At 47.6% G+C, this 22,471-nt stretch carries 21 protein-coding genes; 15 read left to right on the top strand and 6 right to left on the bottom strand.

Annotated elements, in window-relative coordinates; genetic code table 11:
- Positions 1–15: 15 nt before the first annotated feature.
- The 4 genes from BMW71_RS01875 to BMW71_RS01860 all read right to left on the bottom strand — a co-directional run bounded on the left by BMW71_RS01875 (position 16) and on the right by BMW71_RS01860 (position 4,897).
- Positions 16–861, bottom strand: coding sequence for a glycerophosphodiester phosphodiesterase (locus BMW71_RS01875; RefSeq protein WP_092168682.1), 846 nt, complete (start codon positions 859–861; stop codon positions 16–18).
- A 59-nt stretch (positions 862–920) separates the two neighbouring features.
- On the bottom strand, positions 921–2,084 hold the full coding sequence (uxuA, locus tag BMW71_RS01870; protein WP_092168679.1) for a mannonate dehydratase: 1,164 nt from the start codon (positions 2,082–2,084) through the stop codon (positions 921–923).
- A 33-nt stretch (positions 2,085–2,117) separates the two neighbouring features.
- Positions 2,118–3,539 (bottom strand): Gfo/Idh/MocA family protein, encoded by a 1,422-nt coding sequence (locus BMW71_RS01865; RefSeq protein ID WP_092168677.1) that lies wholly within the window; start codon positions 3,537–3,539, stop codon positions 2,118–2,120.
- 110 nt (positions 3,540–3,649) lie between these two features.
- Complete coding sequence (locus BMW71_RS01860) at positions 3,650–4,897, bottom strand: DUF6807 domain-containing protein (protein ID WP_244891044.1); 1,248 nt, start codon at positions 4,895–4,897, stop codon at positions 3,650–3,652.
- Between the two features lie 362 nt (positions 4,898–5,259).
- Between BMW71_RS01860 and BMW71_RS01855 the strand changes: the two genes are divergently transcribed.
- The 11 genes from BMW71_RS01855 (at position 5,260) to BMW71_RS01805 (ending at position 16,910) form a co-directional block, all read left to right on the top strand.
- Positions 5,260–6,297 carry a LacI family DNA-binding transcriptional regulator gene (locus BMW71_RS01855; protein ID WP_092168674.1) on the top strand — a complete coding sequence of 346 codons (1,038 nt, stop codon included), beginning with the start codon at positions 5,260–5,262 and terminating at the stop codon, positions 6,295–6,297.
- A 339-nt stretch (positions 6,298–6,636) separates the two neighbouring features.
- On the top strand, positions 6,637–7,110 hold the full coding sequence (locus BMW71_RS01850) for an Lrp/AsnC ligand binding domain-containing protein (RefSeq protein ID WP_092168671.1): 474 nt from the start codon (positions 6,637–6,639) through the stop codon (positions 7,108–7,110).
- 252 nt (positions 7,111–7,362) lie between these two features.
- Entirely contained in the window at positions 7,363–8,808 is a 1,446-nt protein-coding gene (gene sufB / locus BMW71_RS01845; protein ID WP_092168668.1) for a Fe-S cluster assembly protein SufB, read from the top strand.
- Positions 8,809–8,822: 14 nt separating this feature from the next.
- The gene (sufC, locus tag BMW71_RS01840; protein ID WP_092168664.1) at positions 8,823–9,584 is read left to right on the top strand and encodes a Fe-S cluster assembly ATPase SufC; all 762 of its coding nucleotides are present in this window, start codon (positions 8,823–8,825) and stop codon (positions 9,582–9,584) included.
- Between the two features lie 24 nt (positions 9,585–9,608).
- The gene (gene sufD / locus BMW71_RS01835; RefSeq protein ID WP_092168661.1) at positions 9,609–10,919 is read left to right on the top strand and encodes a Fe-S cluster assembly protein SufD; all 1,311 of its coding nucleotides are present in this window, start codon (positions 9,609–9,611) and stop codon (positions 10,917–10,919) included.
- Complete coding sequence (locus BMW71_RS01830) at positions 10,894–12,150, top strand: cysteine desulfurase (RefSeq protein ID WP_092168658.1); 1,257 nt, start codon at positions 10,894–10,896, stop codon at positions 12,148–12,150. Before sufD ends, BMW71_RS01830 begins: the two co-directional genes overlap by 26 nt.
- The gene (locus BMW71_RS01825; RefSeq protein ID WP_092168656.1) at positions 12,150–12,581 is read left to right on the top strand and encodes a SufE family protein; all 432 of its coding nucleotides are present in this window, start codon (positions 12,150–12,152) and stop codon (positions 12,579–12,581) included. Before BMW71_RS01830 ends, BMW71_RS01825 begins: the two co-directional genes overlap by 1 nt.
- A gap of 7 nt (positions 12,582–12,588) precedes the next feature.
- The gene (locus BMW71_RS01820) at positions 12,589–12,924 is read left to right on the top strand and encodes a DUF59 domain-containing protein (protein ID WP_092168653.1); all 336 of its coding nucleotides are present in this window, start codon (positions 12,589–12,591) and stop codon (positions 12,922–12,924) included.
- Positions 12,925–12,952: 28 nt separating this feature from the next.
- Positions 12,953–13,369, top strand: coding sequence for a BrxA/BrxB family bacilliredoxin (locus tag BMW71_RS01815; RefSeq protein WP_092168650.1), 417 nt, complete (start codon positions 12,953–12,955; stop codon positions 13,367–13,369).
- Positions 13,370–13,664: 295 nt separating this feature from the next.
- Positions 13,665–14,951 (top strand): citrate synthase, encoded by a 1,287-nt coding sequence (locus tag BMW71_RS01810; protein WP_092168647.1) that lies wholly within the window; start codon positions 13,665–13,667, stop codon positions 14,949–14,951.
- 261 nt (positions 14,952–15,212) lie between these two features.
- Positions 15,213–16,910 (top strand): DEAD/DEAH box helicase, encoded by a 1,698-nt coding sequence (locus tag BMW71_RS01805; protein WP_092168644.1) that lies wholly within the window; start codon positions 15,213–15,215, stop codon positions 16,908–16,910.
- A 55-nt stretch (positions 16,911–16,965) separates the two neighbouring features.
- Here BMW71_RS01805 and BMW71_RS01800 read toward each other — a convergent pair whose 3' ends face one another.
- Entirely contained in the window at positions 16,966–18,489 is a 1,524-nt protein-coding gene (locus BMW71_RS01800) for an N-acyl-D-amino-acid deacylase family protein (RefSeq protein ID WP_244891043.1), read from the bottom strand.
- Positions 18,490–18,649: 160 nt separating this feature from the next.
- Positions 18,650–19,606: a ketopantoate reductase family protein gene (locus BMW71_RS01795; protein ID WP_092168638.1), complete on the bottom strand. Its 957-nt coding sequence runs from the start codon at positions 19,604–19,606 to the stop codon at positions 18,650–18,652.
- 493 nt (positions 19,607–20,099) lie between these two features.
- Between BMW71_RS01795 and BMW71_RS01790 the strand changes: the two genes are divergently transcribed.
- The 4 genes from BMW71_RS01790 to BMW71_RS23645 all read left to right on the top strand — a co-directional run bounded on the left by BMW71_RS01790 (position 20,100) and on the right by BMW71_RS23645 (position 22,367).
- Positions 20,100–20,795 (top strand): class I SAM-dependent methyltransferase, encoded by a 696-nt coding sequence (locus BMW71_RS01790; protein WP_092170155.1) that lies wholly within the window; start codon positions 20,100–20,102, stop codon positions 20,793–20,795.
- A 316-nt stretch (positions 20,796–21,111) separates the two neighbouring features.
- Positions 21,112–21,801: a hypothetical protein gene (locus BMW71_RS01785; RefSeq protein WP_143057526.1), complete on the top strand. Its 690-nt coding sequence runs from the start codon at positions 21,112–21,114 to the stop codon at positions 21,799–21,801.
- Entirely contained in the window at positions 21,798–22,208 is a 411-nt protein-coding gene (locus BMW71_RS01780) for a hypothetical protein (protein WP_092168632.1), read from the top strand. The genes BMW71_RS01785 and BMW71_RS01780 overlap by 4 nt, the downstream gene beginning before the upstream one ends.
- A complete protein-coding gene (locus BMW71_RS23645; RefSeq protein ID WP_154854464.1) occupies positions 22,209–22,367 on the top strand; it encodes a hypothetical protein in 159 nt (52 codons plus the stop codon). It begins immediately after the preceding gene.
- The last annotated feature ends 104 nt before the right edge of the window (positions 22,368–22,471 follow it).

The raw sequence follows: 22,471 nt of genomic DNA, 5'->3' as shown, positions 1-22,471 counted from the left end.
TTCTTCCAGCGATATCTAATACACCGGCTGAACCGGTTGCAGGCCAAAGTCAGCGGCTGTCTTCTGGGCGGCAGCAATATCATTCACCAGCGGAAAATCAATCCCCTGCGCAAATAGCACCCGAAATACGGCAGGATCGTCTGTCCCAAAATAATTAACCCGAATGCCTTTTTCATGTAATACCCGAGCGTAGTCCCGAAAATCCGGACGTATCGCTCCTCGTAGTTGGATAAAATCGGCGTCCATCGCTATCGTGGCTGCCACGTAATCGGCTCCTCCGGTTTGCCGCTCCATGTTGCAAACCAAGACCGATTCGGATTCGGTACGGGCACCGATGCGGGCCGCTTCCTGTACGGCCAGAAAAGCCTGATGCGCCCGCCCCTTCGCTTCAAGTAGTCGGGCAACACGTTTGCCTAACTCCTTTCCTCCTCTTAGGTGGATGTTCAACCAAATATTCCGGGGCATGACCTCCAGCGCTTCCTCTAATGTAGGAATCTGGGTTCCGGCAAAAGCAGCGTCTTTCCAACTGCCGGCATCCAATTGCTTCAATTCCGCCAGCGTCAGGTCCGCCACGGCACCCGAACCATTTGTGGTACGGTCTACCCCGGCATCGTGCATCAACACCAGCGCCGAATCCTTGGTAAACAGAACGTCGAATTCTATCATGTGTGCACCCACCCGAATGGCCTCCAAAAAAGCCGGGAGGGTATTTTCCGGGTGGGTAGCCATGGCCCCTCTATGGGCACAAAAACCGCGCTGGGGTAGTTCGATTACCTGGGCGTGCAGCCCACAAGTAGTCGACAACAACCAGGCAATAGCCAGGATCGTTTTTATTCCGGAAAGTGGTGGTATACAGGACATATATTTACGTAAACAACATATCCGCTAGATCATTCCCGGATGCACGCTTGCCTGACCATTTAAGGCAGGGATCGTTCCAAGGCCATTTCCAGACCTCTCAGCTCCGCCAATCCTTTCAACCTGCCAATACCTGAATAGCCGGGAATGGTGTTCTTTTGCAAATCGTCCAGCATTTGGTGCCCGTGATCGGGTCGAAAAGGAATGGCTGTACCTCTACCCCGGTTGATTTCCACGAGGAGCTTCACCACCTCGTACATGTCTACGTCACCGTCCAGGTGATCGGACTCGTGAAAATTACCCGTAGCATCTTTTCGCACGTTACGCAGGTGTACAAAATGAATTCGATCGGCTACCGCACGGATGATCTCCGGAACATTGTTTTCTTTTCCAGCTCCCAGGGATCCGGTACACAGGCAGATTCCATTAAATGCTTCGGGCACCGATTCGCTGATGAAGGTTAGATCCTCCAGATTGGAAGCAATTCGGGGCAAGCCCAGAATAGCATAGGGCGGGTCATCCGGGTGGATGGTGAGGGTAATGCCGTGTTGCTGGCAGGTGGCCTGCACACTGCGCAGAAAGTAGACGAGATTTTCCCGGAGACCGGCTTTTCCCAGGGTTTGGTAGCGGGAAATACTTTCGGAAAGCGTTTCCAGGGTCATGCTTTTTTCGGTAGGCACCCCCATCAGTACGATATCGGATAGTTCCTGCTTTCTTTCGTCAGACATTTCGCTCCAGCGCAAACCCGCATTTTCGCTAATTTCAGCGGGATACTCCGCACTGGCACCCGGCCGCTTGAGCGAAAAGAGGTCAAATGCAGCCAGATCGGTCCAATCGAAACCAAGGGCTTTTGCCCCGGAAGGCAGGCTTATGGAGAGATTGGTGCGGGTCCAGTCAAGTACCGGCATGAAATTGTAGCAAACCAGGCCTATCCCCGCCTGTGCGAGGTGAATTAGGGTTTTCCGGTAGTTTTCCAGGTAGTTCTCGCACGCTGCCGACCGGGTTTTAATGGCTTCGTGAACCGGGACCGACTCCACCACCAACCAACGTAGCCCGGCATCTTCAATGACTCTTTTTCGGGAAAGAATCTCCTCCAGGGGCCAGATTTCTCCGTGGGGGATGTGGTGCAAAGCGGATATTACCGCAGTGGCGCCAGCCTGGCGAATATCCTGCAGGGAAACGGGATCATTCGGACCAAACCAGCGCCAGCTTTGAATCATCGACATACGCTATCGTAAAACGATCTGAAATAAGGTGAATTAAAGCACGTATTGGGTTCCGTACGGAAATCTGTTTGGACGGGAGAGCATGGCGTTGGCTTCGTCGTCGTTTTTGAAACGCTCTCTCATGGGATCCCAATAAAGTTTTCTTGGCAACTTCATGGCAATATGTGATAGCAGGCAGGCACTGCAAGAACGGTGCGCTACTTCCACCGGAGCGATGGTCTGCTCCCGGGAAACGATACAATCCAACCAGTTTTTGTGATGCTCTTCGCTTTCGTACAGGTGGATTTCGTCGGGACCGATCACCGAGGTAAGAATTTTTTGGTCGCTGGCTTTAAAGGCTTCGCTTGGCTTTCCGCCTGGAACCGGATCACTATCGGTCACGCCCACATTGCCTCGGGCCACAAAGATCCAGCCTTCGGTGCCTTCAAAGCGCACGCCGTTTGGATAATCTCCGCTTACTTCCATGATCACGTCGTTGTCGTATTTGGCCGTAACGTTGAAGTCTCCATGAACCGTCCACAAGCCTTCGGTGGGAAAGTCGGCTGTCGCTTCCAGCTCAATGGGTCCGGAATACTCTTTACCCATCGCCCAATGGGCAATATCGAGGTGGTGGGCTCCCCAGCCGGTGATCATTCCGGCTCCAAACTGCTCGCAGCGAAGCCAGCCTGGTCTGGATCGAAGGTCGCTTTGGGAATGGACACGATCCAATGTATAGGGTACCCAGGGAGTGGACCCCAGCCACATGTCGTAATTCAAGTTAGTGGGAACAGGCATTTCCTGGGGATTTCCACCGGCAGGGTCGCCTGGCAATCCGATCAAAATTCGCTCCACTTTCCCGATCCGACCATTTCGTACCAGTTCACAAGCTCGTTTGAATTGGGGCCATGGGTTTAGAGAACGCTGCTGACTTCCTATCTGGAAAATCGCCCCGGTTCGGTGAATGGTATCGCTCATCATGCGTCCTTCCTCAATGGTGAGCGAGGTAGGTTTTTGCAAGTAAATGTCCTTTCCGGCAAGCGCCGCCTCCATGGCAGGTTGTGCATGCCAGTGATCCGGAGTACTGATGATCACGGCATCCACATCTTTGTGTCGGATCATCTCTTTGTAGTCTTCAAACACCTGCACGTCCACATAATTGCTTTGGCCGGTTTTATCAGCGTAGTATTTTTCTACCCAGGTCTTGCCCTGCGCCGCCCGGTCGCGGTCCACGTCTGCTACTGCCACCACCCGGGCAATGTCGTTTTTCATGGTTTCAGGCAAGTCGTGGGTCATGGCAATCCGACCAAAACCTACCTGTCCTATATTTATCTTATTGCTCGGTGCGTTTTTTCCTAAAACCGAAGCAGGTACGATGGTCGGAAAACCAGTAACTGCCAGAGAAGCTGCCAACGCCCCTTTGGTGCTCGATTTCATAAAATTCCTTCTCGAAAGACCGGATTTGTTTTCTTTTTTCATGGAAGCATGCGTTTAGGTTATTCTAATTGGTATGTGTATCGTGATTTATCTTTCTTCTATCTCAGGGGCAGTTGGTTGGTACGCCTACGCCTCCCGGAGAGGAGAGGAGTTTATTCCTTTTTGATCGTGATTTTAGGAGGCAACCCAAATTGTTTCCAGGCTGCTTCTGCCTCTTCCGGACTTATTTTCTTAGATGAAACCAAAAATCGGTAGTTTAACACGTAGCTTTTTCCGGGTTCCAGGTGCCAATCCCTATTTTTTGTGGGGGCAAAATTGGCGTACATGTCGCCCCTGCCGTACATGTCTTCGGGCCAGATCCGCAGGGGCTCCGGATGGTTGTAATTGGCGGGGGACGACATCATCACTACAGAAGCATAGGCATCATCGATTTCTCCCTGAACAATACACCACCGCGCCAGACTTCCGTCGGCCGTTTTTCGATTCAGTCCTTCCGAGGTGATCACTTCACTGTTTTGGTTGTTCCATTTTTCGGTCGTCCTCCACCCCAGACTACCGTAGCGGTACTCTTTCAGGGTTACCGGCGTCGCTGCTGGGTTGAGAAGTATGCTGATATCTGCCAGGTAATAGGTTTCGCTATCATCTAGCGCAAAAATTCGCGCACCCTGTACTTCCGTCATGGCTACTTCCGGAGTCGGTCGGTTTTGGAGCACCAGGTGCTCGTGCAATACCCGATACCCGGCAAAAACGGGACCCTCGGACCTGGTTACAAAATTGGCAAAGCGGACGGTACCCTGCTTCTCCGCAAGGTTCCAAAAATCGATTGTTTCTCCTTTGAATACAGCACGGGTCCAGGGATTCCATAGACCGTAATGATGGTAATGGTCTTCTGGCTGAATTCGGGTCAACGCCTTTCCGCCCGGAGACCACATGGGATGGACAAAACCACTACGGGCGTAGGCCGAATCAACTCCCTCCGGAGGGTATACCGTGGCAAAATTGTACTGCCAGAGGTCCTTTCCATTTTTCCGTACAATCAGCGCCTTGTCCGTCTGATCAAGCTGCAATGGCCCAACGTCTTTTTTCGGTGTGGACTGATGCAGTTCGTAGGTACGGACTAGTCCTTTATCTTGTGCCGGAGGGATCAGCCAATGGAGGGTCCGGTCATTCATTGGATCCACCTGGAAGGGAACCTCGGTAAGGGCTCCTCCGGTTACTTCTACCAATCGAAGCACCGAGTCGGGAAGCGCCGTGAGTCCAGTCAGGTTAACCGAAGTGGGCTGAGCAAAATTAGAGATAGCCGGCAATTCCACTGCCAGGGTTGCTATCTTTTGTGAAAAGCCCCAAAATGGTAACGAAAACCCTAGGAAAAAACTAACGAGTGCTTTAACTTTCATCATTCGGCTGGTATACGTCGTCTTAAAATTTCCAACGACCGTAAACATATTAATATATTTATTTCAATACAACCGATTTCATATAAATTTATCCGGAATACAGCCATGGATTAACTAGCCAAATGGGAGTGCAGATACTGGGAGCAGCACGGGCACCGAACAAACTTGAGGTTGACAGGTACCAGGTCCGGAATTAACCGGAATTTGATTCTAAAAATCGATAAATTATTTAATAAAATTCTAAAAAGTAAAAATAAATAAGGATAAGCTGAGTATTCCAAAATTTTTATTAGTCTGAAATCGGTTGCATCCATCTAAAATTTTATTTATTATTAGGCGTCAACCATTGGGGAATTACCAAATAAATGAAAAAAGAAATCACCATTTACGACATTGCTGCAAATGTGGGCTTATCGCCTACGACCGTGAGCAGGGCCCTAAGTAACCATCCAAGAGTACACGAAACTACCCGAAAGAGAATAATGGATGCAGCGAAATCCCTGGGATATCAATCCAATATTTTCGCATCCAGTCTACGCAAACGGAAATCCAAAAGTATCGGCGTGATTGTGCCGAGACTAAACAGCCCCTTCCAGTCATCTGTTCTCGCCGGAATGGAAAAAATTGCAACCCAATCTGGATACAACCTGATCATCAGTCAATCAATGGAGTCCCTCGATAAAGAAATTTCCAACACAGCAATCATGTACAACAGCCGCGTCGATGGGCTATTGGTCTCCAAGGCCGGAACAACCGACGACATAGGTCATTTTCAACCGTTTTTTAAAAAAGAAATCCCCGTTTTGTTCTTTGATCGGGCACCGGAAAACAATCATTGTACCGGGGTGGTGATCAACAATACACAGGCAATTTACGATGCGACAGAACACCTTATCAAGCAGGGCTGCAAACGTATTGTGCACGCATTGGGTAATCTACAAATAAACGTCTATGCCGACCGCCTGAAAGGATACAAATATGCACTTATGGACCACGGGTTTGTGTTCAATTCGGAAAATGTAATCAGCATTGAACTGGACGAAGAGGCAGGGGAACGAATTGTAAAAAAGATTTTAAAAATGCATCCCCGACCCGACGGGTTATTGGTATCCAACGATACCAGCGCAGCAAGTTGCCTGATGGCACTTAAAAAAAGAGGTATTCGCGTTCCCCAGGATATTGCCATCGTAGGGTTTAATAACGACCTGATCTCCCGCATGGTGGAACCCCACCTGAGTACCGTCAATTATCCGAGTTACCATATGGGCGAAGTAGCGATGAAAAACCTGATCAACCACCTGGACGACGAACACGAGGAAATTCTTCAAAAGACAAATACCATCACCCTCCGATCGGAATTGATTATTCGGGACTCCTCAAAAAGACACCCAGATCCCATCTGAAGGCCGGTTCCGTATTGGTCCAAACATTGAATCCAACGACGGAAAGAAACTCTTTCCGTCAATCGATGCGAAGCAATGACGGTGCAAGCGCCAGGATGGTATTTTGATCCGCATGCCCTACGTTGAATCACTGAAATACAACTGACTAAGGTAATCCGTTGTGGGTAAAAACATGCGCTTTGAGCGAATGTTACGCGCAAACCCCAGGAATAAAAAAATCGGATGGTACCGTTTATTTCTGGTATTTGTACAAAAAAACAAAAAACCTGGGAAAAACATTGACATTTTACTAATTTAGATTAATCTTTATTTTGAAATCAACAATTAACCGACGTAAAAATGGATAAAATTTTAGATATTGACAATATAGACCTAAAGATCATTTCATTACTTAACGAGGACGCAAAAACCCCTTACACGGAAATTGCCAAAAAAGTGTTTGTTTCTTCGGGAACGGTGCACGTGCGCATGCGAAAGCTGGAGGACATGGGAATAGTGAAAAGCGCCACGCTCAATATTGACTTTTCCAAACTCGGATACGATATTTCTGCTTTTTTGGGCATTTATTTGGAAAAAAGCTCGCTGTACGACAATGTCATTGAACGCCTCAAAGAAATTGCCGAAGTAATCAATGCCTATTACACCACGGGAAACTACAGCATCTTTGCCAAGATTATTTGCAAAGACACCAACCACCTACGGGATGTGCTGAACAAAATACAAAAAGTAGAAGGTATCGACCGTACCGAAACATTGATCGTTTTGGAAGAAAGTATCAACCGTCCGATCCAATTATTGGAAGGGAAAAAATAATCATTAGTTAATTATTAAGATTAAATCTAAATAAATTTTTTATTTGGTTTTTCCAATAATGGGTATGGCTTTTTTAACAGAGATAAATCCAATTGAGAGGGAAATTAAAAATTTTAACTTACTCTTATTCAAATCTTTACCCTAAAAATATCGACTTTTTTTTCTTATTTTGGAGTCGGCTCGAACAATAAAAAATAGATTAATGTTGTATATTTGTGCATCAAAATATAATTAGTCTAAATAACTCTTTTTATGAGCAAGGACAATGAAATTTTAGAAGAATTCACCTCAAAGGAATACGAACACGGTTGGTCGGTTAACTACGAGGCAGACGAAGCCCCTATTGGATTGAATGAAGACATCATTCGCTGGATTTCTGCCAAAAAGGAAGAGCCGCAGTGGATGTTGGACTGGCGGCTGAAGGCGTATCGCCATTGGGAGACGATGGAAGAACCCACCTGGCCAAACGTTCGGTACCCAAAAATCGACTACCAGTCCCTGCGGTATTATTCTGCGCCAAAGCAAAAAAAGAAGCCATCCAATATCGACGAAGTAGACCCCGAGTTGCTCAAGATATACGATAGACTAGGCATTTCGCTAAACGAGCAGAAACGACTTCAGGGAATTGCCGTAGATGCCGTGCTTGACTCTGTGTCCGTGGGTACTACCTTTAAGGATACGCTGTCTAAACTTGGCGTTATTTTTTGTTCTTTTAGTGAGGCAGTAAAAGAGCATCCGGAATTGGTGAAAAAATACCTTGGTTCGGTCGTTCCGGCTACCGATAACTACTTTGCAGCGCTCAATTCGGCTGTTTTTTCCGATGGCTCCTTTTGTTACATCCCGAAGGGCGTACGTTGCCCCATGGAATTATCCACCTATTTCCGAATCAATGCAGCCAACACTGGTCAATTTGAGCGGACCTTGATCATCGCTGAGGACCAATCTTACGTCTCTTATCTGGAAGGGTGTACCGCTCCGCAGCGAGATGAAAATCAGTTGCATGCTGCGGTAGTAGAGATTTATGCGGCAGAGAAAGCTGAAGTAAAATACTCGACGGTTCAAAACTGGTATCCGGGTGATAAAAACGGTAAGGGCGGAATTTACAATTTCGTGACTAAGCGAGGAATCTGTGCGGGCAATCACTCCAAGATCTCCTGGACGCAGGTAGAAACCGGTTCGGCAGTCACCTGGAAGTATCCTTCCTGCATACTTAAAGGCGATCATTCCATTGGGGAATTTTATTCGGTTGCTGTCACCAACAATTACCAGCAAGCGGATACCGGGACCAAAATGATCCATATTGGAAAAAATACCCGCTCCCGAATCGTGTCAAAAGGCATTTCAGCTGGCCATTCGCAAAACTCGTACCGAGGGCAGGTACAGGTGATGAAGCGCGCTACCAATTCGCGCAATTTCTCTCAATGTGATTCCCTACTTATGGGGGATAAATGTGGTGCCCACACCTTCCCCTATATTGACATCCACAATTCTACAGCAAAAGTAGAGCACGAAGCAACGACTTCAAAAATCGGAGAGGATCAAATCTTCTATTGCAACCAACGGGGGATTGATTCGGAAGATGCCGTGGCATTGATCGTCAACGGGTACGCGAAGGAAGTTTTAAATCAATTACCAATGGAGTTTGCCGTGGAAGCGCAAAAACTCCTGGCGCTGACATTGGAAGGAAGCGTAGGATAATTAACATAAAAACCATGCTATCAATAAAAAATTTACATGCCTCTATTGAGGGAACAGCCATATTAAAGGGAATAAGTCTGGAAATAAAACCCGGAGAGGTTCATGCCATTATGGGACCAAATGGTTCCGGTAAATCCACCCTTGCCTCGGTATTGGCCGGTAGGGAGGAATACGAAGTTACCGAGGGAGAAGTTAGTTTCAAAGGGAAAGACCTGCTGGAACTCAGCCCTGAAGATCGGGCGAGGGAGGGAGTTTTCCTAGCATTTCAGTATCCAGTGGAAATCCCTGGGGTAAGTTCCACCAACTTCCTCCGAACCGCAGTCAATCAGGTGCGTGAATACCGGGGGCAGGAACCGCTGGACGCCGTGAAATTCCTGACACTGATGAAGGAAAAAATGAAATTGGTCGAAATTGACCAAAAACTGCTCAGCAGGGCGTTGAATGAAGGTTTTTCTGGAGGAGAAAAGAAGAAAAACGAAATTTTTCAAATGGCTGTATTAGAACCATCCCTCTCTATTCTGGACGAGACTGATTCCGGTCTGGATATAGATGCCCTCAAAGTGGTAGCAAACGGAGTGAATCAACTCAAAACCAAGGAGAATGCAACCATTGTGGTTACGCATTACCAACGGTTGCTCGACTACATCGTCCCCGATTTTGTCCACGTATTATACAACGGGCGAATCGTAAAATCAGGTGCCAAAGAATTGGCGCTTGAATTGGAAGAAAAAGGTTATGACTGGATCAAAGAAGAGGTCTCGGGAACAGCTGTTTAAGAAATTGCTAGACTTCATTTACTAATGACGGTATCAACAAAAAAAGATCATAAATTAACGGAAGCATTCCTACTCGAATCGGAACGCCTGCCTTCATCCCTCCTGTTTGCGGAGCTTAAGCGTCAGGCCAGGCAGGTGTTGAGCGAGGCCGGGTTACCGACGATTAAAAACGAGGAATACAAGTACACAGGCATTAGCAAGCGTCTAACGGATCAACTGCCAAACCTTGGGCCATCCGCCCCCTTTGCTGACATCGAACAGGAGATGAAGGCGCAGGAAGCACTGGTTCGTGCGGTGGGAGGCTACACCCTGGTATGTGCCAACGGAAGGTTCCAGCCCAACCTATCGACGGTGGATCAGCAGCAGTTCGTCGTGAGCAGTATGGCATCCCTTGACTCGGATTCCGCTGCTCAGATCGGCCAAATTGAAAAAAACGAAGCCGATTCCTTTACTGCCTTGAATTCCATTTTTTTTGAAGACGGGGTGTACATACGGGTGCCGGCTGGTAAAATCATAGACCGACCGATCTTATTGATCAATTTTGTCAAGGCAACTGAAAAGGGATCTTGTGTACATCCGCGGACGTACATTCAGGTCGGAAAAAATGCGGAAGTTACGTTTATCGAGCAGACCGTTTGGTTGGGGGAAGCCACCGTTTTTGTCAATGCTGTATCCGAATGGACGGTTGGTCAGAATGCACACGTTCGCCACTACACGCTTCAAAACGGAAGAAAAAACGACCTCGCGGTTACAAACACCCGATCGAGTATTTACCAGGATGCCAATTTTACCTCCATCGTGTTAAGTCTGGAAGGAGGAATGATTCGCAATAATCTGAGCCTGGATCTGCGGGCCAGCAATTGCGAAGGAAATATGTACGGGTTGTATTTACTAAATGGAAAAACCCATGTGGACAATCACACAAACGTGGACCACATGCAGGCCCATGCCGAGTCCAATGAATTGTACAAAGGAATCTTAACCGACCATTCCAGGGGTGTATTTAATGGTAAAATCTTTGTTCGACAGGATGCACAGAAGACCAACGCCTTTCAGCAAAACAACAACATACTTTTGTCGGAAGACGCCACGGTGAATACCAAGCCTCAGTTGGAGATATGGGCGGATGATGTCAAATGCTCCCATGGTTGTACTACGGGGCAGTTGGACGAAGAGGCACTGTTTTACCTTAGAGCTCGAGGTATAGCTAAAGATGCGGCTAAAGCATTGCTGTTGCACGCCTTTGCCGGTGAGGTATTGGATCAAATAAAGGAAGACGGTTTTAAAGAATATTGTGAAACGCTAGTACATGCACGACTTGGAGGAAATTATTGATCAAACTAGTAAGGGATTAAATGTGGCGGAGATTCGAAGTAAATTTCCCGTTTTAGACCAAGAGGTCAATGGGAAACCGCTTGCCTATTTCGACAATGCCGCCACGACGCAGAAGCCCCAAGAGGTACTTGATGCGCTAAACGAATACTACGAAAATCATAATTCCAACATACACCGCGGCGCGCACACCCTGGCTGGACGGGCAACGGATTTGTTTGAGAAAACCAGAAGTTCCGTTCGGGCATTTATTAACGCCCCCTCCGTGGAAGAAGTAATCTTCACCAAGGGAACTACAGACGGCATCAATCTGGTCGCTTCAACTTTTGGAAAAACCTATATCGGAGCGGGCGATGAAGTCATCATTTCCACCATGGAACACCATTCCAATATCGTTCCGTGGCAGATGCTGTGTGAAACAAATAAAGCCGTCCTGAAAATCATCCCCGTTTCGGATACTGGAGAATTGGACCTGCAGGCCTATGAAGAATTACTTTCGGAGAGGACCAAATTGGTGGCGGTGGTGCATGCATCCAACGCATTGGGTACCATTAATCCGATCAAAAAAATGATCCAATTGGCCCACGATCGCGGGGCCCGATTTTTGGTGGACGGAGCACAAAGCCTGGCCCATCTTGATGTGGATGTGCAAGACTTGGACTGCGACTTTCTCACCTTTTCAGCCCATAAGCTATATGGGCCCACAGGGGTGGGAGTACTTTACGGAAAACGCGAACTACTGGAAGCCATGCCTCCGTATCAGGGAGGGGGTGAAATGATCCGTGAGGTAACCTTTGCCAAGACCACTTACAACGATATTCCTTATAAATTCGAGGCGGGCACGCCCAATATTGCCGATGTGGTCGCATTTGACGCAGCGTTGGCATTCATTCGGTCGATTGGAAAAAAACGTATACAAGAGCAGGAAAACCAATTATTGGCGCATGCGGTTGAGCTTTGTTCACAAATCAATGGCTTCATACCGGTGGGCACCGCCAGGGAAAAGGTAAGTGTCATGAGTTTTACGATCAGAAACATGCATCCCTTTGACGTAGGAATGATGCTCGATGCAGCAGGTATCGCCGTGCGCACGGGACACCACTGTACCCAACCGCTGATGGACCGTTTCGGATTGGAGGGAACTGTCCGAGCTTCCTTTGCTGTTTACAATACCAACGAAGAAATTGACAGGCTTTATGAAAGTCTGGTACGCATAGCAAAACGAAAAAACTAATGCCAAGTATCGACGCCGTACAGGAGGAGATTATCAACGAATTTGAAATATTGGGAGAGGACAAAGAGTCAACCATATACTATATCATGGAACTCGGAGATCAGTTGCCCGAGTTTCCCGAACCGGAGCGGACGGATGAAAACATCATCAAAGGCTGTCAGTCAAAAGTTTGGCTGACTACAGACTTCCGAGACGGGCGGGTCTATTACCTCGCAGATTCCAACACCGACATTACCAAAGGTTTGATAAGCCTGCTCATTCGGGTGCTCTCTGGCAAGAAGGCCGGGGAAATTTTGAACACCGACCTGTATTTTATTGACAAAATTGGGATGGGTTCCATCATTGGTTCGCAACGTTCAAATGGCCTGGCAGCCATGATCAAACAAATGAAGCTTTTTGCCCTTGCTTACCAATCAAAAATTGACGCCTAAACAACATATGGAAAATCCAGATCAAAACATAGAAGTACAGGAGGACATCAAACGAAAGGTGGTAAATGCGATCAAGGATGTGTACGATCCGGAGATCCCGGTAGATGTGTACGAGTTGGGCCTGATCTATGAGATTACTGTCTATCCAGTGAATAACGTATACATCCTGATGACCTTAACGTCACCCAACTGTCCAGCGGCCGAGTCGATTCCTTCGGAGGTGAAAACACGTGTATCGGAAATTGAAGGGGTAAACAACGTAGAGGTCGAACTAACCTTTGATCCACCCTACTCACAGGACATGATGTCAGAGGTAGCAAAATTAGAATTGGGGTTTTTATAAATTTCACAATAACTAACGCAAGAACACTATGTATCCAGAGGAATTAATAGCTCCAATGAGAGCAGAGCTAACTGACGCAGGCTTTACGGAATTCAGATCGTCAGCTGACGTTGAATCACATTTAAAGGAACACAAGGGAACGACGTTTGTGGTGGTCAATTCGGTATGCGGATGTGCAGCGGGAGCAGCTCGTCCGGGAGTTCGGTATGCCTTGGAAAAAGCCGGGAAAAAACCTACCGTGCTGGCTACCGTTTTCGCCGGAAACGACGCCGATGCAGTCGCCAAATTCCGGGAGAAAGTTCTCCCCTACCCTCCTTCGTCGCCAGCCATGGCCTTATTCAAAGACGGAGAATTGGTACACTTTATCGAAAGACACCATATAGAAGGACGAAATGCCCAAATGATAGGTGATCATTTAGTCGAGGTATTCGAACATTTTTGCTGATAAAAAAGCCCTTTTGGGGCTTTTTTTCATCCCATTGATACCGCTCAACCTGGTTTTAGTAAAATTTGGCAGATACTAGTTTTCCCTGCCTTTTGAAAATCAACTCCAAATTATTTTATTCCTGTAAAAAAGCCGACGCGCCGTTTTACAAAATAAGATTTTACGTTTGGCAGTTGGTACGAGGGGCTTTCGAAAATTTAATAAGGGAAATATGCCCAATTTTTAGTACATTGGTACCAAATTTTATTTCGATTTGATTCAGTTTGGAATTTATAATACACTTAATTAGATAAATATGTCCGATATTGCTAAACTATCCTATAAAGGAAACGAATATGACTTGCCAGTCATAGAAGGTACAGAAAACGAACAGGCCATCGATATTGCCAAGCTCCGTGGACAATCCGGTCTGATCACCATAGATCCAGGGTACAAAAATACCGGGTCTACAAAAAGTGCCATTACCTTTTTGGATGGAGAGGAAGGAATTCTCAGGTACCGAGGATACAATATTGAGGAATTGGCCGAAAATTCTGATTTTTTGGAGGTGTCCTACCTGCTTATCAACGGTGAGTTGCCCACGGCCAGTCAGTACGATAACTTTTCAAATAGAATCACCAAGCACACGCTTGTTCACGAAGATATAAAAAAGATTTTGGACGGATTCCCTTCCGTGGCGCATCCAATGGGTGTATTGTCTTCCCTGATCTGTTCGCTTACTGCATTTTACCCGAACTCACTGGATCCGAACAATACCGATGAAGAAATTCAACTCAGCATCGTGAGACTCCTGGCCAAAATGCCAACTTTTGCAGCTTGGGCTTACAAAAATAAAATGGGGCATCCGGTCAACTACCCCGACAATAACCTGGATTATTGCGGCAATTTCATGAAAATGATGTTTGCCCTGCCCTCAGAAAAATACGAAGTGGATCCGGTGATTTCAAAGGCCCTGGACAAACTGCTTATCCTGCATGCAGATCACGAGCAAAATTGCTCTACTTCTACCGTGCGTATTGTCGGTTCGTCACAGGCAAGCATCTATGCGTCCATTTCTGCCGGTATCAACGCCCTTTGGGGGCCGCTGCACGGAGGGGCCAATCAATCGGTGATCGAAATGCTCGAAGCAATCAAAAACGATGGTGGAGATTCTAAGAAATACCTTGAAAAAGCCAAAGATAAAAACGATCCTTTCCGGCTGATGGGCTTTGGACACCGCGTATACAAAAATTTCGATCCACGTGCTAAAATCATCAAAAAGGCAGCCGACGATGTCCTGGAGAAACTCGGGATAGACGATCCTGTTTTGGATATCGCCAAGGAATTGGAAACTGCCGCCCTGAATGATGCGTATTTCGTTGATCGAAAGTTATACCCAAATGTAGACTTTTATTCCGGCATCATTTACCGTGCACTAGGCATACCAACCGACATGTTTACGGTCATGTTTGCGTTAGGACGCCTTCCCGGCTGGATTGCGCAGTGGAAAGAGATGCGGGAAAACAACGAACCCATTGGCAGGCCGCGTCAGGTATACGTCGGCTCTACCGAAAGGTCGTATGTACCTATGGAAAAACGCTAATTGATCAGAAGCTAACCGAATAAAAAAGGGCATTTCCGCCCTTTTTTTGCTTTAAACCAGAATATAATTCAGTAAATTTTAGACTTCATAGTCAATTATTTTCTAATCTTAGATGCAATCGTTGGTAAATGAAAAAAAAATTACTTACCTTTGCAGCTTATTATCTAGTAAAATTTTTCTCCTACGCCGTGGGGTTCCTTATTGTTGATCGACACTGGGATATTTTGGAATACCGTGGCTCCGAGAAGTAAGGAACATTTCATGGAAAAAGAAGTAACATTTTCAGACCTTGGGGTTTCGGAAGAAATCCTAAGGGCAGTGGAAGACATGGGCTATACCCAGCCTTCCCCCATCCAATCACAAACCATTCCTTTATTGTTGCAAGGCTCCGATGTCATCGGACAGGCGCAAACCGGAACCGGTAAAACCGCCGCCTTTGGTATTCCGATCATCGATCGGATTGACAGCGGCACAAACAAGCCTCAGGCATTGATCCTCTGCCCTACGCGGGAATTGGCAGTGCAGGTAGAAGGGGAAATTGTAAAACTCACCAAATACAAAAAGCGAATTTCCTCCACCTGCATTTACGGCGGGGAGTCCATCGACCGGCAAATCAGAAGCTTAAAAAAAGGCGTACAGATTGTTGTTGGCACGCCCGGCAGAATAATGGACCATATGGATCGAAGGACCCTGGATTTGAGTGAGGTCAGCGTGATCGTTCTTGATGAGGCTGATGAGATGCTCGACATGGGGTTTCGCGAGGACATCGAGACCATTTTGAGTAGCATGCCTTCCGAACGGCAAACGGTATTCTTCTCGGCTACCATGCCAAAGCCGATTTTGGAACTCACGAGAAAATATCAGACCGATCCGGAAATCATTAAAGTCCTACGAAAAGAACTTACCGTAGAAAACATCACGCAGGTGTATTACGAGGTACGGTCCGGACTTAAAACCGACTTGATAAGCCGACTGATCAACTTACACCAATACAAACTCAGTGTGATTTTCTGCAATACCAAACGGGTGACAGATGAAGTTACCGAAGAACTTACAGCAAAAGGAGTACCTGCAGAAGCCTTACACGGAGACTTGTCGCAAGCCCAGCGTACCAAGGTAATGAACAAGTTCAGAAAAGGCCATTGCGCCGTTTTGGTCGCAACCGATGTAGCCGCAAGAGGCATTGATGTAGAAAATGTGGAAGCCGTCTTTAATTTTGACTTACCCCTGGACGAGGAAAACTACGTGCACCGGATCGGGCGTACCGGCCGGGCTGGAAAATTTGGAACGGCCATAAGCTTTGTTTCCGGCCGAAGGGATGCCGGAAAAATAAAAGATCTGGAAAGGTTTATCAAAACCTCCATTGATAAAGCAGCGCCTCCTTCGGTGGATCAGTTGATCCACATGAAAAAAGAACAGCTAATCAAAGACATTCACCGACAACTGGCCAAAACAGGAGACGATCAGGTGTTTGAGGAAGTCATCGGAAACCTGATGGCCGAAGGGCTATCGCTGGAACAAGTAACCATGGGACTGGTTAAATTGCACCTGGGCGAAGCCGTGGATAAGTTTAAGGAAATGAATTTTACACCCGAAAAAGAGCGTGCCTTCGGAAGAGACGATAAGCGCCCCAGAAGGGACCGATCGGACCGTGACCGGGGAAGCAAACCTCACCGAGGAAGTGAACGTGGCGGGAGAAAAGGGAAAAAAGAACGGGAGCCCAATATGGCCCGACTTTTCCTAAATCTTGGCAAGAAGGACCGCATACGTCCCAATGACATCGTGGGTGCCATTGCCGGAGAAACCGGGGTATCGGGAGGTAGCATCGGGGAAATCGACATTTACGATAGTTTTTCCTTTGTCGATATCCCGAAAAAGGATGTTACCCACGTGATCAAAGTCATGAATACAAATACCATTAAAGGCAAACAGGTCAATTTTGAAATTTCAAAACCCTGATTTTTCCTGAATAAAGGAGCAAAAAACCGGAGCCATCCCTGCAAAGTGGATGGCTCTATTTTTTTTCGGCGGGTGGGGATTTGCGGATAATTCGACCCCGTCCCGGACTGGCGTAGGTATCGGCCTCTTTCGCCACCTTGCCGTTTACCAAGACCCAATCAAAGCCGGACGCAAGTTGCGCCGCCGCCTCATAGGTAGCGTTGGCCTGCACCTGCAAAGGGTCAAAAAGTAAAAGATCTGCAAAATACCCCACTTCGATGCGGCCTCTGTCGGTAATTCCCAAATTGTTGGCCGAGAGAGCAGTCATTTTGTATATGGCTTCGGGAAGGCTCAACAGCGAATCCTTCACCACATATTCCTCAATGATCTTGGCAAAAGTGCCGTGGCCTCTGGGGTGGTTGGAGGTGGGGCTTCCGTCGGAACAAATATTTACAAAATCATCTTTTAAAAACGCCTTCATCACGGTTTCATCCATGACAAAATAGGCTGCACTTGCTCCGGAAGGACCGATATCCTCCACCAATACCCTTTCAAAGGGCTTCCCTCGTTCCAGGGCCACTTCCGCCAGGGTCTTGCCCTTGAAGGTGCCGGACCCAAGCAGCGTTGCCTCGGGGCCATTTCTGGCATTCACACGGTTTCTAAGGTGGTCTTCCAATTCGGACTTTCTTTCCCGGGCAACCGTCGGGTAGTCTGCCGGAGGCTTTGCCCATTCGGGAAACAAAAGTCCAATCCCCGTATAACTTGCCTCATAGGGATACAAGTCAGCAGTTACCTGCTTTCCTGACGCTCTTTCCCGCTCCATGATGGACAGAATTTCCCGGGCCCGATCGGCCCCTTTGGCGTACACGATTTTTATATGACTGACATGAACGGGGCAGTGGTCCCCTTGTTTCAAGAGTTCCTGCAGGGACGCTTCAATCTGATCGTCATCCTCATTCCGCATGTGACTCATGATCATGCCTCCCTTTTCCCCGACTACTCGTGCCAGCCGATCCAACTCCTTTTCCCCCGCCAGGTAACCGGGATTGTATTCCAACCCCGTGGAAAGCCCGAAGCAACCATTTTCCAAGGCCTCAGCCAACAAATTCTCCATCCTGGACAACCCTTCCTCAGACGGTTCCCTATCGTAGGCAACGCCAGAAACCATCCGCAAGGTACCGTGGCCCACCGACATCCCGATGTTTACTCCGGGGTGAAGCCGATCCACACTGTCCATCCAATGCTCAATGGCAGGTGTATTCGGACTGGACCCATCCTGACCCAAAAAGATGGTGGTAACCCCCATGGCAAGAAAATTCCTGAACTCCGGTGTCTTCAGCGGATCTCCATGCGCATGACTGTCAATAAAACCCGGAGCAACTACCTGCCCCTTTGCATCGACCGTGTGAGTAGCCTGGAAAACCCTGGCGGTATCCGTTTCGATCTTTGCTATTTTTTCGCCGCTGATTAGCACCTGCCCGTAGTAGGGCGGAGCACCCGATCCGTCGTGAATCCAGCCGTTTCGAATAACCAGATCGTAAACAGTACTGTCCGCCTGCTTCTGGCAACCAAAACTGGCCATCAGACCTAATAAAACCATACATCCAAAATACCTTTGTAAAGCAATCATCTGTAGAACAAGTTAATCCGCTTTGAAATATAGCCTATAAAGCACGATTCCACACCCTTTTTGACTTTTTTGATGTAAAATCAATCAATTTTAAGCCAATCCCTCCCACTTTCACGACAAATGGCTCCAATCAACAGGTAGTTTTGCCATTTTTTTGGATGTTTTCGCAAATCAGCACTTCCATCGATTCGTACCTTTCCGGAGACAATCCCTTCTGCCTTGATTTTGCGATTACCTCATCGACCAACACCTCCTTTTCCCCTGCATTGCCCTGCGCAACGTCGCGTTGAAACGAACTGCGGGAATCTGCGGGAAAACTCCGAACCACTGCCTGTGCCTCTCCAATAGCCGCAGGTGAAAGGGACACCCCCGACGCTTGCGCCAATTGCAGCAACTCTCCCATCAATTCTTCCCACAGGGCCCAGTGTACCTGTGATTGCAGGAGCATTCCAAATGTCAGTCCGTAGGCTGCCGTCACGGCACCCAAACTGGATATAAAAAGGAATTTTTTCCATAACTGCACGTCAATATCCGCACACAGGCTTACTTCCAGACCCGTTTTTCCCAGTAAAGAAAAAACCCAGGCGTACCGTTCGGTTGTTGGAAAACCAGCCGCAATTTTTCCGGGCCCGCCAAGGTGTCGCACCTGACCGGGTTTTTCTACATTGGAAACCAGGTAGATGCACGCATCGATTACCGCTGCACCGTTGACCAGTGGCCGTATCCTACTTGCCGCATCCACCATGTTCTGGAGGGGTATTACCAGTGTTTTTTCAGAAAAAAGCGTCTGATTCTCCGCTACGGCCGCCTCCAACCCGTTGGATTTGGTGGCGAGGAGCACCAGATCTACCGCCTCCGTAGTGGTGCCGCTTTGGATTAGCCGATCGGGTCGGACGACCGTTTTCGTGCCCTCCGATTCGAAAATTAGTCCCGTTTTCTGAAGCGCCCTGTAGGTTTCTCCCCGGGCAACGAAGGCGATTTCCAAACCCGAATGCTGGCCTGCAGAAAGCAGGCGTGCCCCCAAAAATCCCCCTACTCCTCCCAGTCCCAAAATTGCTACCGTCTTCTTTTCTTTCTCTACGTTCATACGCCTTGTTTTTGTTGATCAAAAATACGGTTCCCGTGAGGGTTACACTGTTTTATCCTGGCAAAAGTAATCCGAATTTTTCACCTACAAACCCCTCAATGCCCCGAACAGGTTCGATTTGGTAGAATTGCTACCCTAGCCAGCCTCCTTTTGGCAAGGTGATTTAATTTCCTACCAACGGATGAAGAAGGCCTTCTGCAACAAACTGGATAAATTCGTTGGAAAAAAATCTCCCCAAATCTACGATCGAACCTTCGTAGATGGAACTTTTTCAACCAGCCTGCCGTATCCTTCCAAGCCATCCGAAAGGTTACCCACTTCTTAACTGCTACGGTTGTGGGGAATTACTCAGTAGGCGGACCTGGCGCGACATCGGTACGAAGAGCCAGAAACAATTTATTGAATTTTGTCCCGTGGTACGTTATTTCCTTTGGGTATCCCCTTGCAAACCAATTCGATTCCTTTTATTTTAGAAAGAAATTCAAAAAAACGGATGGATTGGCTTTACGATGAATTTCAACAAACCGGAAAAGACTATGCCTCACAGGAGGAGGTCGACATTTACGATCCTTCGCACGATGACTTTAGAGACATAGGGCAGGAACTAGACGAAGCCGTGAACTGGATTCAACCTACCTTGCAAAGTCGCATCCTGGATATCGGCTGCGGGACGGGAAACTTTTCCATTCATTTTTCCGAGCGGTGTCAAAGGCTCTACGCACTGGATATTTCACCGCCTATGCTGGCGCTTGCCCAAAAGAAAGCAGCGGAAAAAAAAAGGGACAACATCGAGTTCATCCACGCCGGATACCTTACGTTTGATTTGCCGGAACGCTCAATCCATGGGGTGATAAGTTCCCTTTCCCTGCACCATTTGCCTGATTTCTGGAAAGCGGTAGCCCTAAAGCGACTATTTGCTGTCCTGGCACCTGGTGGTAAGCTTTACTTTCACGATGTGGTGATCCCCGACGATCATTCGGAAAAGGCGATTCAGGAATTTATCGACTTGCAAGGAGAAAGAGGTGGGGACTTCCTGCGGGAAGACACCCAGATTCATTTCAAGGAAGAGTACTCCACCTGCGACTGGGTCATGCAGGGCCTCTTGCGAACCGCTGGTTTTCGGATCCGGCAAGAGAAGACCCGAGACAGGGTTTTAAAGACCTACTACTGCGAGAAGCCACACGAATAATGACCGCACTTTTTTAAGGAGGCAGCTGGGTCAGACGGTGACCCGGCTATCCTGCAAATTTTTTACTAGAAAAAACGAATCGTTGCATTTAAAAGCACTAGCTCTATCCGGGGAGCTGCCGTCGGGGGACAAAACTATCAGATATTTTGGGTACCTTTAGCGGATGGTCTGTAAACTTCCAGCGGTTTTTCTGTTGGTACCAGGTATCTTCCTGGCCTGCACAAGCTTAAAACCCGTTCAACAACTGTCCGAGGAGGCCAGAAAAGGGTTGGGGCATTTCCACAAGCTAGGTTATAACTACGCCGAAACGTGTACCATGGATTGTACGTTTCAGAAGGTACGTACGTTCACTGTTGATCGGCGTCTAAACTGCGAATGTGCCAGTTACCAGAAAGCAGACAGCGTGGTTTGGGGGCTTTTTCGGGCAATGGAGCAGTATTGGATGGGTTTATCTGAGTTGGCGTCCCCTAGATTGACAAGCTATGACTTGAGTGCTCCGGTACAAAGTCTACACGCTTCCGAGTTCGTGAGCCTGTCGGAGGGAGAGGTGTCCGCAATCCAAAAGATGGCAGAATTTGCCGTAAATACCAGCACCGGTCGTTTTCGTAGCCGCCGTATCCTTCACTACATGAAAGATGCTGACCCACACCTGCGCCTGTTGACCGAAAAGTTAGGTTTTGTTCTGGAGCAAAACCTTCTTGGCTTACTCGAAATACAGCAGGAAGAATGGTACACGCACTACAAAACCCAGACAATAAATTCGGGGCTCAATGCCATGGAAAAAGAATGGGCTACCGAAAAACACTACCAATTAGTCGAGGATGCGGAAAAAATACGTCTGAAAGTCGTATCGCTTGTTGCCATGTTGGATTTGATTGCCGAAAAACACCATTCGCTGGCGGTAACTGCGGAAAAAATCGGAAGCGAAAATTTCCGAAATACAACGGCAGCGCTATCGGATGAACTAAAAGATTTATATGTTGTATTTGAGCAAGTGAACGAATGAAGGAAAGAGTGGATAGCGTTTTTTTAAGCCAATTGGCGGATGATTTTTTGGAAATAGCCAAAAAATTCAACGATTACCGGTTTGAAAAAATTAGCCAGCAGGTAATCAGTCAGGTCACGTTTGTCGAGATGGGCAAAGAAGCAAATCGGCTAATGGACACTGCGAGAGAAATGAAACTGCTGTCTACCTTGATTGTAGAAGAAGAAGCAGCGGAGGCGCTCAATCAGCTCCAATCCATTAATCTGGAAATCAAGCAAACGATCGCCACTTTAAAAAACGTACAGACTGCTTTCGACCTGATCGGGACCTTAGGTGAATTGGCAATGGCTATGGTGGAAAAGAAGCCCTCGGCCATTGCCGAAAAAATCCGCGCATTGATGGACTTGCTATCGGAAAAAACGGATTGAATGGACACCAAGACTGATCGCAGAAAAAAGCATCCGCCCAAGCCCGCTTCCCCCAAAGCGCCGGCTTCTCCGGTTTGTTTTCAAAATGGCCCGGATATCCAAGAAGCCTATCGGTTACTGCCACCGCCAGCGGCCGCGAAAACGGACAATGAGCACTGAGTCGCTTCCGCTTCCGCGAGGCAATTGATTCTTGCACAAACGCTTGATTTAGCTTTTCCGGGGAAAATAGACCGGTACCCCGAAACCAATCGATTTTTTTTCTT

Source organism: Cyclobacterium xiamenense (assembly GCF_900109255.1).
GTDB classification, from domain to species: domain Bacteria; phylum Bacteroidota; class Bacteroidia; order Cytophagales; family Cyclobacteriaceae; genus Cyclobacterium; species Cyclobacterium xiamenense.
The sequence above is the reverse complement of the archived record's forward strand: the minus strand, read 5'-3'. Positions and strand labels throughout refer to the sequence as shown.